Origin of the sequence: Micromonospora sp. NPDC005087, from assembly GCF_042872965.1 — a bacterium.
Taxonomy (GTDB): domain Bacteria; phylum Actinomycetota; class Actinomycetes; order Mycobacteriales; family Micromonosporaceae; genus Micromonospora.
The window spans coordinates 228,125-243,183 of the sequence record NZ_JBIALB010000006.1 but is presented as its reverse complement, the minus strand read 5'-3'; the positions used below and the strand labels follow the sequence as shown (position 1 = coordinate 243,183).

Sequence of the window (15,059 nt, the reverse complement as noted above, 5' to 3'; positions counted from 1 at the left end):
GACGCCTAGTGCGTGAGGATCTTGGAGAGGAAGTCCCGGGCGCGCTCGCTGCGCGGGTTGGCGAAGAACTCCGCCGGTGGGGCGTCCTCGACCAGTTGGCCGTCGGCCATGAAGATGACCCGGTTCGCGGCGTGCCGCGCGAAGCCCATCTCGTGGGTGACCACGACCATCGTCATGCCGTCGCGGGCCAGCGAGGTCATCACGTCCAGCACCTCGCCGACCATCTCCGGGTCCAGGGCGCTGGTCGGCTCGTCGAAGAGCATCGCTTTGGGCTGCATGGCCAGTGCCCGGGCGATGGCCACCCGCTGCTGCTGGCCGCCGGAGAGCTGGGCTGGGAACTTGTCCGCCTGGTTGGCGATGCCGACCCGGTCGAGCAGAGCCAGGCCGCGCTCGCGGGCAGCGGCCGGCTTCTCCTTGCGGACCTTGACCGGGCCGAGGGTGACGTTCTCCAGGATGGTCTTGTGGGCGAAGAGGTTGAAGGACTGGAAGACCATCCCGACCTCACTGCGCAGCTTGGCGAGGGGCTTGCCCTCGGCCGGCAGCGGCTGGCCGTCGAACGTGATGGTGCCGGAGTTGATTGGTTCCAGTCGGTTGATGGCGCGGCACAGCGTCGACTTGCCGGAGCCGGACGGGCCGATCACCACGACCACCTCGCCCCGGCCCACCGACAGCGAGACGTCGTCCAGCACGTGCAGCGGCCCGAACCACTTGTTGACCGCGTCCAGCACGATGAGCGGTTCGCCCGTCGTCACGTCGTCCACCGTCCCTGTCGTCTCCCCGATAGGGGTCGGTTGACCCCCGGTGCGGCCACTGTAGGCGGCGTGATGTGGCGGAACGCAACCTGGCGGGTCACGGAGCGGTAACACCGGTCGGGTTCGTCGCGACGAGTCCGATTCCGGTCACCGTGCGAGCCCCATCGGTGGCGTCGACGGCGGGTTACCGAGACCATGGGGGGATGACTGAACCGGTACGCCTGACCCGGTACGCCCGCGGCGGCGGCTGCGCCTGCAAGATCCCCCCGGGCGAGCTGGAGATCATGGTGGCCGGTCTCGGGCCGGCCACCGGCACCGCGGAGCTGCTGGTCGGGTTGGACCACGGTGACGACGCGGCGGTGGTCCGTCTGGATGAGCGGACCGGCCTGGTGAGCACCGCCGACTTCTTCACGCCGGTCGTCGACGACGCGTACGACTGGGGTCGGATCGCCGCGGCCAACGCGCTCTCCGACGTGTACGCGATGGGCGGCGTCCCGCTGGTCGCGCTCAACCTGCTCTGCTGGCCGCGCGACGTGCTGCCGCTGGAGCTGGCCCGCGAGGTGCTGCGGGGCGGTCAGGACGTGGCCCGGGAGGCCGGCTGCCACCTGGCCGGCGGGCACAGCGTGGACGACGACGGCCCGAAGTACGGCCTCGCGGTCACCGGCACCGTCCGGCCGGAGGAGCTGATCACCCTCGACGCGGGCCGCGCCGGGGTGCCGCTGTCGCTGACCAAGCCACTCGGGGTGGGTGTGCTGAACACCCGGCACAAGGCCACCGGCGAGATCTTCCCGGAGGCGGTGGCCACGATGAGCGCGCTCAACCGGGACGCCGCCCGGGCGGCGGTCGCCGCCGGCATCCGGTGTGGCACCGACGTGACCGGGTTCGGCCTGCTCGGGCACGCCTCGAAGCTGGCCCGTGCCAGCCGGCTGACGGTGGCGATCGACACCGCGCGGGTGCCCTACCTGCCCGGTGCGCGGGAGGCGCTGCGCGACGGGTACGTCAGCGGCGGCAGCCGGCGCAACCTGGACTGGGTCACCCCGTGGACCGACTTCGGCGCCGTAGGCGAGGACGAGCCGCTGCTGCTGGCCGACGCGCAGACCTCCGGCGGCCTGCTGGTCGCCGGTGAGCTGCCGGGGGCGCCCGTGGTGGGCGAGTTGCTGCCGCGCGGCGAGCACCTGGTCGTCCTGCGCTGACCGGCTGCCGGTGCGCGGTCGCCGGTTCGGAACGCGCGCCGCCGGTCGTGTGGGCGGGGCACCATACCCGATAAACTGTCACCTTCCCGCCACTCTGAGCATTGGCGGTCAGGGAAATTTTGCCCGGAATGGTCACAGACCGGTAACTTGCCCCCGGCTGAGGTCATATGCCCCCCACCATCGTCAGTAAGGCCCGATCCGGAGGCCGGTGGGACGAACGCAGCGAGGAGGCGGAATGACCGAGCTGTGGAACTGGAGAATCGACCGGGTACGACCCGTGGAGGTCTACCCGGCGCTGGCCGAGGCGCTCGGCCGTGTGGTGATGCCGCTGGCGGTGGCCGACCCGGCCCGGCTGCCGGCGTACGCGGTGGTCTGCGACGTCTGGCAGGCGCCGGGGGAGTTCGCGACGATCGTGGACTGCTACGGGGTGCCCGAGCGGCTTCCCGAGCACGCCAGCATCGCCGCCTTGGCCCGACTGCTCGACCGCAACTGCCTGCTGCGCGACGACACGCTCGACGCCGGCCGGCATCTGCTCGTCACACCGGACGGCACGGTCCGCCCGGTGCACTTCGACATCCGGGACACCGACGACGGCGAGGTGCTCAGCAGGCAGCGGCTCTGCACGTTGGCCGACCCGGGCTGCCGGGGTTGGTCGCAGTGCCACCGCTCACGCTGGGCGCCCGACACGGTCGCTCCGGCCCTCGCCGCGGCCTGACCCCGGTCGGCCCGGCTGGCCCGGTCCGCGGTGCCGCGCCGATCAGCTGGAGGTGGTGGCCGTCCGGTCGGCGGCGGCGGGCCCGGCTCCCCGGACCACGAGCTGGTCGAGCAGGGTGCGGGTGGCCTCGGTGACGGCGGCCACCGCGGCGTCGAACGCGGCGGCGTTGTGCGCGGCGGGCGCCCGGAAGCCCGAGATCTTCCGGACGTACTGCAACGCCGCCGCCTCGATGTCCGCGTCGGTCACCTGCGGGGTGAACGGCTCACGCAGGGTCTTGATGCTCCGGCACATGTGACACTCCTCATCTGTCGCTGTCGACACCCCGGCTGCCACCGGCGGTGCCGGCGGCCGCACCGACGGTGACATTGAGTCGATATTTGTCTATCCTGGTCACGGACCAGAGCCTTTCGAGCCATTGTCGCCGCTCGCGCTCCCGCGCCCCGGGCCCCCGGAGACTCATTGTGGACCATGCCCCCACCCGCCCATCCCGTCCAGCGCTCGACGATCTGACGCGTAGCCTGCACACCCCGCTGGAACGGATCGCCGTCGAGCATGCCGACCTGGTCGCGACGGTTCGGCAGCGCGTCCTTGCCGGTGAGTCGATGCCCTCGGGCGCCGTTCCCGTCGCCGCCTTCAACTCGTCCATCTGATCGATGGTCTGCCGGTGCGGCTCGTCCGGATCGGGCGGATCCTGCCGGCGGGTCAGCCAGTTCGTGCTGAAGGTGCACAGCAGGTGTGACCTCAGCTGCGACCACTGCTACGTCTACCAGCACGCCGACCAGACCTGGCGTGGCCGACCGGTCCGGATGGCACCGGCCACCGTCCGGGCTGCCGCGAAGCGGATCGCCGAGCACGCGCGCGAGCACGAACTGCCGGTCGTGCACGTGGTGCTGCACGGCGGCGAGCCGCTGTTGCTCGGCGCGGCCGGGCTACGCGAGGTGGTGGCCGAGCTGCGGGCGGCGATCACGCCCTGGACCCAGCTCGACCTGCGCATGCAGACCAACGGCGTGCTGCTCGACGAGGAGCTGTGCGGCGTGCTGGTCGACCACGACGTGAAGGTCGGCGTGTCGTTCGACGGCGACCGCGCCGCCAACGACCGGCACCGCGTGTTCGCCCACGGCGGCAGCAGTCACGACCACGTTCGGCGGGCTCTGGCCCTGCTCCGTCAACCGGCTCATCGGGCCAGCTACGCCGGCATCCTCTGCACCGTCGACGTCCGCAACGATCCCGACCGGGTGTACGAGGCGCTGCTGGCCGAACACCCGCCGCGGGTCGACCTGTTGCTGCCGCACGCCACCTGGGACCGCCCTCCCGACCGCCCCGGCGTCACGGCCACCCCGTACGCGGACTGGCTGGGGCGGATCTACCGGCGGTGGGTGGACGACGGGCGGCCCGTGTCGATCCGGCTGTTCGAGGCGCTGCGTCCGGGTGGAGGCGGCACCGAGGCGTTCGGCCTCGCCCCGGCCGACGTGCTCGTGGTCGAGGCGGACGGCACCTGGGAACAGGTGGATTCGCTGAAGACGGCGTACCACGGCGCGGCCGGCACCGGATTCGACGTGTTCGGTCAGTCGGTGGACGAGGCGGCCCGGCACCCGGGGGTCGCCGTCAGGCAGGCCGGCGTGGCCGGGCTCAGCGCCACCTGCCGAGCCTGCCCGGTCGTCGACCGGTGCGGCGGCGGGCTGTACGCCCATCGTTGGCGCACCGGCTCCGGGTTCGACAACCCCTCGGTGTACTGCGCCGACCTGCGCCGCCTCATCGACACGGTGGCCGCGTACCCGGCGCCGGGCCACGCCGCCCACCCCGATCGCGACGACTCGCCCGTCGACGAACTGCTGGACGAGCTGGCGACCGGGCACGAGTCGGAGGGCACCCTCGGTCTGCTCGCCGCCACCCAGCTCTCCATCACCCGGGCACTGCTGGTGGCCTGGCGGGAGAAGACCGGCCCCAGCGCCGCCTGGGAGTTGCTCGCACACCTCGACGGCACGGCACCGGACGCGGTCCGGGCGGTCCTGGCGCACTCCTTCGTCCGCCCGTGGCTGGTGCACCTTCTCAGGCCGTCGACCCGGTCCGGGCCGACCCGGGCGGGTGACCCGTTACCGGCCCTCGCCATCGTCGCCGCCCTGAGCGCGGGCGTCCCGACTGCGCTGAACGTCCCGGTGCGGGCCGGCGCCATCACGCTGCCCACGCTCGGCAGCCTGGTGTTGCCCAGCGGTGGCGGGGAGACCGCCGAGGTGACCGTGCTCCCGGGCGGGTTCCGGGTCCGTGGCGGGCGGGCGGAGCAGGTGGTGTCCCTCGATCCGGGCGAGCCGCCGCCGGCCGGCTGGCGACCCACGCGCCGCGTGCCGGTGCCCGGCCACCACCTGCTCGTCGAGGACGGCGACCCGTACCGGGACTGCTACGGCCAGCCGGTCGCCTCCCGCCTGGACGACGCGGGGGCGCGCGCGTTGGGCCGTACCCTGGCTGACGCCTGGCGTGTCGTGCACCGTGACGTGCCGGCTCACGCGGCGGCGCTCGACGCCGGTCTGCGCGTCGTCGTGCCGCTGGCCTCCGACCCGGCGGGACCGCTGCGGAGCGCCACCGCCCGGGACGCGTTCGGTGCGGTCGCCGTCACCCCCGTTGCGGACCCGGAGGCGCTGGCGGTGCTGCTCGTGCACGAGTGGCAGCACGCGAAGCTCGGCGCGGTGCTCGACCTGTGCGACCTCGTCGAGCCGAGCTCGGCCACCCGGATCCGGGTGGCCTGGCGACCGGACCTCCGGCCGCCCGAGGGGGTGCTCCAGGGGGTGTACGCGCACCTGGCGGTCACCCGGGTGTGGCGTTCCCGGGCGGATGCCGACCGGCCCGAGCATCGGGACGCGCTGGCGCACGCGGCCCGTTACCTGTCGTGGACCCGGGACGGCGCCGACGCGCTGTTGGCCAGCCGCACGCTCACCCCGGCGGGGGAGCGGTTCGTGGGGCGGATGCGGCACGCCCTGGAGGAGACCCGTGTCGGGCCCGGATGAGCCACGACACCTGCCCGCGCTGGGTCGCGACGGCCTCGCCGCGGACCTGCGGGCGCTGGGCGTCCGTGCGGGTGCGTGCCTGCTCGTGCACTGTGGCCTACGTCGGGTGGGCCCGCTGGAGCACGGCCCGGGGACGCTCGTCGGAGCGCTGCGCGACGTCCTCGGCCCGGCCGGCACGCTGCTGGTGCCCACCCAGACCGACGGCAACTCGACCACCTCCCGGACGTACCTCGCGGCCACCGCCGGCATGGACGCGGCGCAGCTCGCGCGATACGAGGTGGCCCTGCCGGGCTGGGACCGCCGGACCACCCCCTCGCAACGGATGGGGGTGCTCGCCGAGTACGTCCGGTGTGCCCCCGGCGCGGCACGCAGCGACCATCCGCAGACCTCGTTCGCCGCGCTCGGTCCCCGGGCGCGGCAGCTCACCGACGGCCACGACCTCGACTGCCACCTGGGCGAACGCTCACCGGTGGGCGCCCTGTGCGCGGCGGACGGGCAGATCCTGCTGCTCGGCCTCGGCTACGAGGCGTGCAGCGCGCTGCACCTGGCCGAGTACCGTCTGCCGGTGCCGCCGCCGGGGCGGGATTACCGCTGCTTCCGTCTCGTCGACGGGCGTCGGGTCCGCCTCGACTTCCACGCCCTCGACCTGGACGACACCGACTTTCCGAGGGTGGGGGCGGCGCTCGACGCCGAGCCGTTCGTCCGGCACGGGACGGTCGGCCGGGCGAGCGCCCGCCTGCTGCCACTTCGCGCCACTGTGGACTTCGCGGTCGGTTGGTTTGCCGCGAACCGCTTGACGGTGCGGCGTTGACGTGGGGACTACGCTGATGTTCCGGCCGCGTGGGGAGGGCGGAGGGACTGCGGTGAGCACAGTGGACCCACGCTCTGGCGCGCGCGCCCCGCTGTTTTTTCTCAGCTATTCCCTGCCGCCGATCCACTGGGTCACCGGCAACCCCGCCGAGAACATCTCCCGCTTCTACAAGGACCTGTCGGTCCACGTCAGCGAGCTGGTCGGCCCGGTGACCGGAGTGGATCCCGGCTTCCTGGACAGCTCCATCGCCGGCGGGGAACGCTGGAGCCCCGAGCTGCTCCAGGCCGCCGGCACCTGCCAGGTCTTCGTTCCGCTGGTGTCCAGCGCGCTGCTCGGCAGCGACTGGTGTGGCCGGGAGTGGGACGCCTTCGCCCGCCGGCGGATCGTCCCGCGACCCGGTGCCTCCTCGGCGCACGAGACGGCGATCGTGCCGGTCACCTGGTCGCCGACGGACGGCACGCCACTGCCCCGGGTGCTCCGCGACATCCAACGGTTCTCCCCGACCGCGATGCCGGACCCGGACATCGCGGTGCACTACCAGCGGGATGGGGTCTACGGATTGCTGACCATGCAGTGGGAGAACGCCTACCGGGCGGTGGTCTGGCGGCTCGCCCAGCGGATCGTGGCCATCCACCGGTCGTACCTGGTGGAGCCCTGGGTGCCGGCGAGCGTGGACGAGCTGTGCAACCGGTTCGTTGAGGAGCCCGGATGAGCCCGCCGGCGGGCCGACGCAAGGCGGCGGATCTGGGGACGTACTTCTTCCTCAGCTATGCCCACTCCGCTCCGCCGCAGGGCGCCCAGGCCGACACCGACGTGTGGGTCGGCAAGTTCTTCGCCGACCTGACCGACGAGGTGACCCGCCAGGCGAAGCCGGTGGCCGGGATGCGGATCGGGTTCTTCGACCAGCACATCCCGTTGGGCGCCGACTGGAAGGCGGCCCTCGCGGAGGCGCTCGGTGCCGCGGAGGTGTTCGTCCCGCTCTACTCGCCCGGCTATTTCAGCCGCCCGTGGGCGCTGGGGGAACAGGAGTCCTTCCGGGCCCGGCTGGCCGCCGCCGGGCCGGCCCGGGCGGCCGCCGGCCACCTCACCCCGGTGCTGTGGATCCCCTTCCCACCGTGGGAGACCCATCCGGAGCTGGACGGCGCTCTCGACCTGGGCCGGGACGTCCCGGAGTACGCCGAGAACGGCCTGCGCGCGCTCTGCATGCTGGCCTCCTACCGGACACAGTACGAACTCCTGCTGAGCCGGTTGGCCGGCCGGGTCGTGCACACCGCCGAGCGGCGGCCGCTCGGCCCGTCCCGGGCACCCGGCCTGGACGAGGTCACCCGCCCGGCACCGGCCGACCCGGACTTCGTCGTCGCCGTCCTCGCACCCACCCGGGACCGCCTGCCGGCCGACCGTGATCCCGCCGGCTACGCGGCCAGCGGCCGGCTCTGGCGGCCGTACGGCAGCCGTCAGGAACTACCCGCCGCCGAATACGCGGCCAGCACGGCCGAGCGGCTCGGGCTGTCGGCGCGTACGGCGGACTTCGCGCAGGCCGCCGGGCTGCTCGATCGCAGACCGGCCGTGCTGCTGGTCGACCCGTGGATCGTGACGGCACCGGATGCGCTCGGCACCGTCGAAGGCCTGCTGCACGGCCTGCGGGAGTGGGTCGTCCCGCTGGTGGTCACCGACGACGACGATGCGCAGGACACCGCCCGATGGGCCACCGAGGTGACCGAGCTGCTGCACGACGCCGGCCTGCCCCAGGTGAAGCGGGCGTGCACCATGCGGGAGTTCGTCGACCTGATGCCGGCGCTGGTGACCGAGGCCCGCCGCCAGTTCCTCAAGCACGCCCCGGTCGTCGCCTTCCCCCCGCCGGAGCCGGTGCCCAGCCTGCGCGACGTGCCGCCCAACCCCGGCCCGGCGACTCTGCCCGACCCTGCGTCCCCGCCCGATGATCCGGCGACACCGCGTCCCCACGGAGAGACCCCATGAGCAACGATCGCGAAGGCCAGGTCGTCACCTTCTACTCGTTCAAGGGTGGAACGGGCCGGACGATGGCGCTGGCCAACGTGGCCTGGATCCTGGCGGCCAGCGGACGGCGGGTCCTGGTCGCGGACTGGGACCTCGAGTCACCCGGCCTGCACCGCTTCTTTCACCCGTTCCTCGACGCCGAGGCGATCCAGGGCACCAGCGGCGTCATCGACCTCATCCGCGACTACGAGTGGGAGACCACCCGGGCCGACGACCGCCCCGAGCGGTGGATGGAGCAGTACGCCCGGGTCGGCCGCCACGCGTTCTCGCTGCGCTGGAACTTTCCCGACGGCGGCGGCCTCGACTTCCTCTCCGCCGGCCGGCAGAACAGCGACTACGCCGTCTCGGTCAGCGGGCTGGACTGGGACAACTTCTACAACCGGCTGGGCGGGGCGCAGTTCTTCGAGGCGCTGCGGGCGGACATGAAGCGGCAGTACGACTTCACCCTGATCGACAGCCGGACGGGGCTGAGCGACGTCGCCGACATCTGCACCCTGCACCTGCCGGACACCCTGGTCGACTGCTTCACCCTCAGCGACCAGGGCATCGACGGTGCGGCCCGGGTCGCGCACTCGGTGCGGGACCGGTACCGGCGGCGGGACATCCGGGTCCTGCCGGTGCCGATGCGGGTGGACCAGGCCGAGAAGGAGCGCGCCGAGGCCGGCCGCCTGCTGGCCATGCGCCGGTTCGCGGGGCTGCCAACGGGCATGACGGAGGCGGAGCGGCGCCGGTACTGGGCGGCGGTGGAGGTCCCGTACCGGCCGTTCTACGCGTACGAGGAGACGCTGGCGACGTTCGGCGACCCGCCCGGCTCGCCGACGTCGTTGCTGGCCGCGTTCGAGACGTTGACCGGGATCCTCACCGACGGCGCGGTGACCGCGCTGCCGGTGATGGACGAGTCGGTGCGGGAACGGGGCAAGGCCCGCTTCCGCCGGCGTACCGAGGCGATCGACGACCAGATCGTGCTCCGCTGCGCCCCGGAGGACGCCATCTGGGCCGAGTGGCTGGAGCGGGTGCTCAGCGCGGCCGGGATGCGGGTGGTGGACGCCGCGTCCGCCGTCGGGTCCGCCGGCACGCCCGCCCCGCGCACGCTGACGGTGGTCTCGCCGGCCTACGTGGCGACGCCGTCCGGTGGCCTGCCGGCCCGCGACACCAGCACCGGTTCGACGGCACTCGCCGTGTACGTTGCCGATCTGCGCCCGCTGGCGGAGTTCCCGGCCCAGAGCTCGACCAACCTGGTCAACGTGAGCGTCGCGACGGCTGTGGAGCGGGTGTTGCGGCTGGTCGGCCGGCCGGTGCCCGCAGCAGCGGACGGCCCGGCGGGCGGCGGCGCCCGCTATCCCGGCGCCGAGCCGTTGATCTTCAACGCGCCCAACCGGAACGCCCGGTTCACTGGCCGTGAGGACGACCTGGCGCAACTGCGCAGGCAGTTGCAGAGCGGGGGCAGCGCGGTGGTGCTGCCGGTCGCTCTGCAGGGCATGGGCGGCGTCGGCAAGACCCAGGTCGCCCTGGAGTACGTGCACCGGTTCAAGGCCGCCTACGACGTGGTCTGGTGGATCGTTGCGGACCCGCCGCAGTTCGTCGACACCGCGCTGGCCGACCTCGCCGGTCGGCTCGGCATCGCCGCCGGGCCCACCCTGCCCGACACCGTCCGGTCGGTGCTCCAGGTGTTGGGCCGGGGCGAGCCGTACGAGCGGTGGCTCGTCGTGCTCGACAACGCGGAGGAACTCGACCAGATCGAGCCGTTCCTGCCACAGGGGCCCGGGCACGTCCTGCTGACCTCCCGCAACCGCGCCTGGGGCGATCGGGCGAACCCCATCCAGGTCGACGTCTTCGACCGGACGGAGAGCGTCGCCCACCTCGCTCAGCGGGTGCCCACGATCAGCGCCGAGGAGGCCGATCGGGTGGCTGAGGCGCTCGGCGACCTGCCGATCGCCGTGGCCGCCGCCGGCGCGTGGCTCGCCGACACCGGCACGTCGGTCGCGGACTACCTGCGGCAGATCGAGCGGCACGGGCCCAGCGCGCTCTCCGTGGAGGCCACCTGGGACCTGTCGTTGAACCGGCTGCACGATCAGGCGCCCGCCGCGTACCGGCTGTTGCAGCTCTGCTCGGTGCTGGCTCCGGAGATCGCCCTCGACCTGATCTACAGCGACGAGATGGCGGCGGCCCTCGTGCCGTTCGACCCGTCGGTGTCGGAGCGGCTCGTGCGCGGCGCACTGATCCAGCAGATCAACCGGTTGGCGCTGCTCAAACTGGATGTCCAGGGCGGTCGGGTCCAGGTGCACCGGCTTCTGCAGGCGGTGGTTCGGGACCGGATGACCGACGACGAGATCGTCACCGCCCGGCATCAGGCGCACCTGGTGCTCGCCGCGTCCCGACCCCGCGGCGACGTCGACGACCCGACCACCTGGCCCCGGCTGCGCATGCTCTGGCCACACCTGGAGGTCTCCGAGGCGGTGACCTGCCCCGACGAGTCGGTGTGTCAGCTGCTGATCGACCGGGTCCGCTACCTGTGGCAGCGCGGCGGCCTGGAGCAGGCTGACGGGTTCAGCCGGCTGGTGGACGACACCTGGTCTGCCCGGCTGGCGGGTCTGGACGACGAGGGCGAGGCCACGGCGCTGGGTCGACAGCTGCTGCACCTGCGGTTCAACCGGGCGAACATCCTGCGCAGCCTGGGTCGGTTCGACGAATCCCGCGACCTGGACGAGGCGGTGCTGGCCGAGCAGCGCCGGCTGCTGGGCAATCTGCACCCGCACAGTCTGATGACCGCCGGCAGCCTCGCGGGTGACCTGCGGGCGCTCGGCCGGTACGCCGAGGCGCTGGAACGGGACCGGTCCACCTACGCCTCCTGGCTCCAGGTGTTCGGCGAGGATCATCCCCGGACGCTGAGCGCGGCCAACAACCTCGCCGTCTCGTACCGGCTGGTCGGCGACTACCGGTCGGCCCGCCGATGGGACGACGAGGTGCACCAGCGGCGGCGGCTGGTGCTCGGCCCCACCAACCCCTACACGCTGATCTCTGCTGTCCGCCTCGGCAGCGACCTGCGCGAGGCCGGCGAGTACGAGCGGTCGGCCACCCTGCTGCGCACCGTCCACGACGCGTACTGCGAGGTGCTCGGGCCCGACGACGGCCTCTCCCTCGGCGCCCAGGTCAACCTGGCGGTGTCCCTGCGCAGTGCCGGGCGGGCCGGCGAGGCCGCGCCGATGTTCGAGTCGGCCTACCGGAAGCTCGAAGAGCGCTTCGGCCCGGATAATCCGGACACGGTGGCGTGCCGGTCGAGCCGGGCTGCGAACCTGCTGTCCGTCGGCGACGCGGTCCGGGCACTGACCGAGATGATCGCGGTCAGCCAGGCGTACGAGGAGGAGCTGCGCCTGGGCCCCACCCATCCGCACACCCTGGCGACGTTGAGCAACATCTCCGCCGCCGAACGTGCGGTCGGCCGTCGGTCGGCGGCCCTCGCGTCGGCCACGCGTGCGGTCGGCGAGCTGCGCAAGGTGCTCGGCCCCGAACACCCGCACACCCTGGCGGCCGAGGTGAACCAGGCGGTGTGCTCCGCCGAGGAGGGAGAGTGGGTGCCGGCGCGGGACCGGCTGCGGGAGACCGCCGACCGGCTGTCCGGGGTGATCGGCGCGGATCACCCCGACACGCTGCGCTGCCTCGGTGATCTCGCCCTGGTGTCGAGGCACGCCGGCGACGGCGCTCCCGCCGAGGCCGTTACCGCAGTGGCCGACCGGTTGGCCGAGGTGCTCGGCCAGGAGCATCCGACCGTGCAGACCCTGCGTGAGCGGCGGTTCGTCGTCCGGGTGATCGACCCGCACCCGTTCTGACCGACGGCGGGAGGCGGCTCGGCGGGCGGTCCAGCCGTCCGGGCCGCCGTGGCCGTGGTGCGGCTCGGGCTTACAGCTGCGGGCTGGCCGCGAGTTCCGGCGTGGCCAACCAGGCCAGGGTCTGCGGCAGGATCTCCACCGCGCCGAAGTGCGCGGCGCCGGCCTGCACCTGGACCTCGGCGTGCGGGATCCGCGCGGCGAGCCACCGGGAGTGCTCCACCGGGGAGAACCGGTCCTGCTCGCCGTGCCACAACCGGACCGGCGCGCGGATGGCGCCGAGGTCGAACCCCCAGCCCCGTCGTATCGCCAGCACGTCGTCGATCCAGCCCTCGGGGCCGTGCCGCAGCGCTTCGGCGTACATGTCGGTCAGCAGCCGGCGGATCGCGATGTCGTCGACCACCCGGATGTCCGCCTCGGGCAGCTGGGGGCGGAGGAATTCCAGCAGCGTCATCGGATCCCGCCGGGCCTGTTCCGCGCGGACCTGCAAACTGAGCGTGAGCTCGGCCAGGTCCTCGTCGGCCTGCCCGTAGTCCTCGACGTTGTTCTCCGACATGCCGGCGTACCAGTCCAGGTCGGGTGCGCCGGCCGGGGCGAGCCCCACCAGCACGGCGGCCCGGGTGACCCGGTCCGGCAGCAGCGCGGCGCAGGCCAGGGCGTGCGGCCCGCCGCCGGAGCGGCCCACCACGGCGAACCGCTCGATGCCGAGGTCATCGGCGATGGCCGCCACGTCGGCCGCCGCGTCGGCCACCCGTCGACCCTCATGCCGGCAGGAGTCGCCGTAACCGGGCCGGTCGTAGCAGACGAGTTGCACGCCGAGGCGGTAGAGGACGATGCCGCGCGGGCGGGGACCGCTGCGGCTGCCCGGCGTACCGTGCAGCAGGAAGACCGCGGGCCCGTCCGGCGAGCCGGAGGTCTCCACCGCGAGGTGCCGGCCGTCCGGAGTGGCGACGGAGCGCTGTGCCGCATGTTGTCGCGTCACGGTTGCCTCCCGCGGGTCGTCATGTGCTCCCCCGAGTGCGGAGCCGCGCATCGGCGGCGCCGAGTGCAAAGCCCCCGAAATCGCCCAGAACACATTCTTGTTGTGCAGCGTACTGCCCGTCGTGGGCCCCCGCCATGGGTCACCGGGTCAATGCCGGTCGGCCGGGCCCGCCGGCGGGGCCGCTACCCTGGTAGCTCGAGGGGAAGGGGCACCAAGAGGGTGGCTAGGACCTACAACGTCGTGACGTACGGCTGCCAGATGAACGTGCACGATTCCGAGCGCATTTCCGGCCTGCTCGAACAGGCCGGCTACGTACGCGCGGCGCCGGCCGACGACACCCCCGACATCGTCGTCTTCAACACCTGCGCGGTGCGGGAGAACGCCGACAACCGGCTCTACGGCAACCTCGGTCGTCTGCGCCCGGTGAAGGACAAGCACCCCGGGATGCAGATCGCGGTCGGCGGCTGCCTGGCCCAGAAGGACCGTGGCGAGATCGTCCGCAAGGCGCCCTGGGTGGACGTGGTCTTCGGCACGCACAACATCGGTGCGCTGCCGGTGCTGCTGGAGCGAGCCCGGCACAACGCCGCCGCCGAGGTGGAGATCCTGGAGTCGCTGGACGTCTTCCCGTCCACGCTGCCCACCCGGCGTGAATCCACGTACGCCGGCTGGGTCTCCATCTCGGTGGGCTGCAACAACACCTGCACGTTCTGCATCGTGCCCGCCCTGCGCGGCAAGGAGAAGGACCGCCGCCCCGGCGACATCCTCTCCGAGGTGCGCGCTCTGGTCGACGAGGGCGTACTGGAGGTGACCCTGCTCGGGCAGAACGTCAACTCCTACGGTGTCGAGTTCGGCGACCGGTACGCGTTCGGCAAGCTGCTGCGCGCCTGCGGCGACATCGACGGGCTGGAGCGGGTCCGGTTCACCAGCCCGCACCCGAAGGACTTCACCGACGACGTGATCGCCGCGATGGCCGAGACGCCGAACGTCTGCCACTCGCTGCACATGCCGTTGCAGTCCGGCTCCGACGCAGTGCTCCGGGCGATGCGCCGGTCCTACCGGTCCGACCGCTACCTGGGGATCATCGAGAAGGTCCGGGCGGCGATGCCGGACGCGGCGATCACCACCGACATCATCGTGGGCTTCCCCGGCGAGACCGAGGCCGACTTCCAGCGGACGCTGGACGTGGTTCGCGAGGCCCGGTTCTCCTCGGCCTTCACCTTCCAGTACTCGAAGCGCCCCGGCACCCCGGCGGCGACGATGGACGATCAGCTGCCCAAGCAGGTCGTGCAGGAGCGCTACGAGCGGCTGGTCGCCACCGTGGAGGAGATCACCTGGGCGGAGAACAAGCACCTGGTGGGGGAGACCGTCGAGGTGCTGGTCGCGGTCGGCGAGGGTCGCAAGGACGAGCGGACCGGCCGGATGTCCGGCCGAGCCCGCGACGGTCGGCTGGTGCACTTCGCGACCACGGCGTCCGATGGTGTGTCGCTGGCCGATCAGATCCGGCCCGGGGACATCGTGCACACCGCGGTGACGTACGCCGCCCCGCATCACCTCAACGCCGACGGCGCGCCGCTGGCGCACCGGCGGACCCGGGCCGGCGACGCCGCCGAGGCGGGCCGCTCCCCGCGTACCCGCGGGGTGTTGCTCGGCCTGCCCACGATCGGCGCCCCGGCGGTCGCGGCCGCGCCCACCAGCGGCTGCGCCGCCCACTGAGTGAAAGGAAGGGCCCCTTGTTATCGCCCGGCGATAACAAGGGGCCCTTCCTTT

General features: G+C 72.9%; 12 protein-coding genes. 9 read left to right on the top strand and 3 right to left on the bottom strand.

All coding sequences use genetic code 11. The features are described from left to right. Positions 1-5: 5 nt before the first annotated feature. Positions 6-761: an amino acid ABC transporter ATP-binding protein gene (locus ACFYPS_RS17080; RefSeq protein ID WP_354963179.1), complete on the bottom strand. Its 756-nt coding sequence runs from the start codon at positions 759-761 to the stop codon at positions 6-8. Positions 762-955: 194 nt separating this feature from the next. Between ACFYPS_RS17080 and selD the strand changes: the two genes are divergently transcribed. Both selD and ACFYPS_RS17070 read left to right on the top strand, forming a co-directional pair. Further along, complete coding sequence (selD, locus tag ACFYPS_RS17075; protein ID WP_354963178.1) at positions 956-1,945, top strand: selenide, water dikinase SelD; 990 nt, start codon at positions 956-958, stop codon at positions 1,943-1,945. A 235-nt stretch (positions 1,946-2,180) separates the two neighbouring features. Further along, on the top strand, positions 2,181-2,660 hold the full coding sequence (locus tag ACFYPS_RS17070) for a hypothetical protein (protein ID WP_354963177.1): 480 nt from the start codon (positions 2,181-2,183) through the stop codon (positions 2,658-2,660). A gap of 42 nt (positions 2,661-2,702) precedes the next feature. Here ACFYPS_RS17070 and ACFYPS_RS17065 read toward each other — a convergent pair whose 3' ends face one another. Continuing rightward, on the bottom strand, positions 2,703-2,951 hold the full coding sequence (locus ACFYPS_RS17065) for a DUF2277 family protein (RefSeq protein WP_354963176.1): 249 nt from the start codon (positions 2,949-2,951) through the stop codon (positions 2,703-2,705). A gap of 170 nt (positions 2,952-3,121) precedes the next feature. On the opposite strand from ACFYPS_RS17065, the gene ACFYPS_RS17060 reads away from it, so the two are divergent. From ACFYPS_RS17060 to fxsT, 6 genes are all read left to right on the top strand, one after another. Then, on the top strand, positions 3,122-3,310 hold the full coding sequence (locus tag ACFYPS_RS17060) for a hypothetical protein (protein ID WP_354963175.1): 189 nt from the start codon (positions 3,122-3,124) through the stop codon (positions 3,308-3,310). Between the two features lie 63 nt (positions 3,311-3,373). Beyond that, complete coding sequence (locus ACFYPS_RS17055; RefSeq protein ID WP_354963174.1) at positions 3,374-5,659, top strand: FxsB family cyclophane-forming radical SAM/SPASM peptide maturase; 2,286 nt, start codon at positions 3,374-3,376, stop codon at positions 5,657-5,659. Continuing rightward, entirely contained in the window at positions 5,643-6,470 is an 828-nt protein-coding gene (locus tag ACFYPS_RS17050) for an AAC(3) family N-acetyltransferase (protein ID WP_354963173.1), read from the top strand. Before ACFYPS_RS17055 ends, ACFYPS_RS17050 begins: the two co-directional genes overlap by 17 nt. A gap of 52 nt (positions 6,471-6,522) precedes the next feature. Beyond that, a complete protein-coding gene (locus tag ACFYPS_RS17045) occupies positions 6,523-7,182 on the top strand; it encodes a TIR-like protein FxsC (protein ID WP_354963172.1) in 660 nt (219 codons plus the stop codon). Beyond that, on the top strand, positions 7,179-8,447 hold the full coding sequence (locus ACFYPS_RS17040) for a TIR-like protein FxsC (protein ID WP_387325348.1): 1,269 nt from the start codon (positions 7,179-7,181) through the stop codon (positions 8,445-8,447). The genes ACFYPS_RS17045 and ACFYPS_RS17040 overlap by 4 nt, the downstream gene beginning before the upstream one ends. Further along, positions 8,444-12,313 carry an FxSxx-COOH system tetratricopeptide repeat protein gene (fxsT, locus tag ACFYPS_RS17035; protein WP_354963170.1) on the top strand — a complete coding sequence of 1,290 codons (3,870 nt, stop codon included), beginning with the start codon at positions 8,444-8,446 and terminating at the stop codon, positions 12,311-12,313. Before ACFYPS_RS17040 ends, fxsT begins: the two co-directional genes overlap by 4 nt. Positions 12,314-12,383: 70 nt before the next feature. Here fxsT and ACFYPS_RS17030 read toward each other — a convergent pair whose 3' ends face one another. After that, a complete protein-coding gene (locus ACFYPS_RS17030) occupies positions 12,384-13,292 on the bottom strand; it encodes an alpha/beta hydrolase (RefSeq protein ID WP_354963169.1) in 909 nt (302 codons plus the stop codon). Between the two features lie 219 nt (positions 13,293-13,511). On the opposite strand from ACFYPS_RS17030, the gene miaB reads away from it, so the two are divergent. After that, positions 13,512-15,005 carry a tRNA (N6-isopentenyl adenosine(37)-C2)-methylthiotransferase MiaB gene (gene miaB, locus ACFYPS_RS17025; protein WP_387325344.1) on the top strand — a complete coding sequence of 498 codons (1,494 nt, stop codon included), beginning with the start codon at positions 13,512-13,514 and terminating at the stop codon, positions 15,003-15,005. Positions 15,006-15,059: the final 54 nt, after the last annotated feature.

Excerpts from the sequence above, each read along its gene's own strand:
- selD (WP_354963178.1), top strand. The coding sequence starts at position 956 with ATGACTGAACCGGTACGCCTGACCCGGTACGCCCGCGGCGGCGGCTGC.
- ACFYPS_RS17070 (WP_354963177.1), top strand. The coding sequence starts at position 2,181 with ATGACCGAGCTGTGGAACTGGAGAATCGACCGGGTACGACCCGTGGAG.
- ACFYPS_RS17065 (WP_354963176.1), bottom strand. The coding sequence starts at position 2,951 with ATGTGCCGGAGCATCAAGACCCTGCGTGAGCCGTTCACCCCGCAGGTG.
- ACFYPS_RS17040 (WP_387325348.1), top strand. The coding sequence starts at position 7,179 with ATGAGCCCGCCGGCGGGCCGACGCAAGGCGGCGGATCTGGGGACGTAC.
- fxsT (WP_354963170.1), top strand. The coding sequence starts at position 8,444 with ATGAGCAACGATCGCGAAGGCCAGGTCGTCACCTTCTACTCGTTCAAG.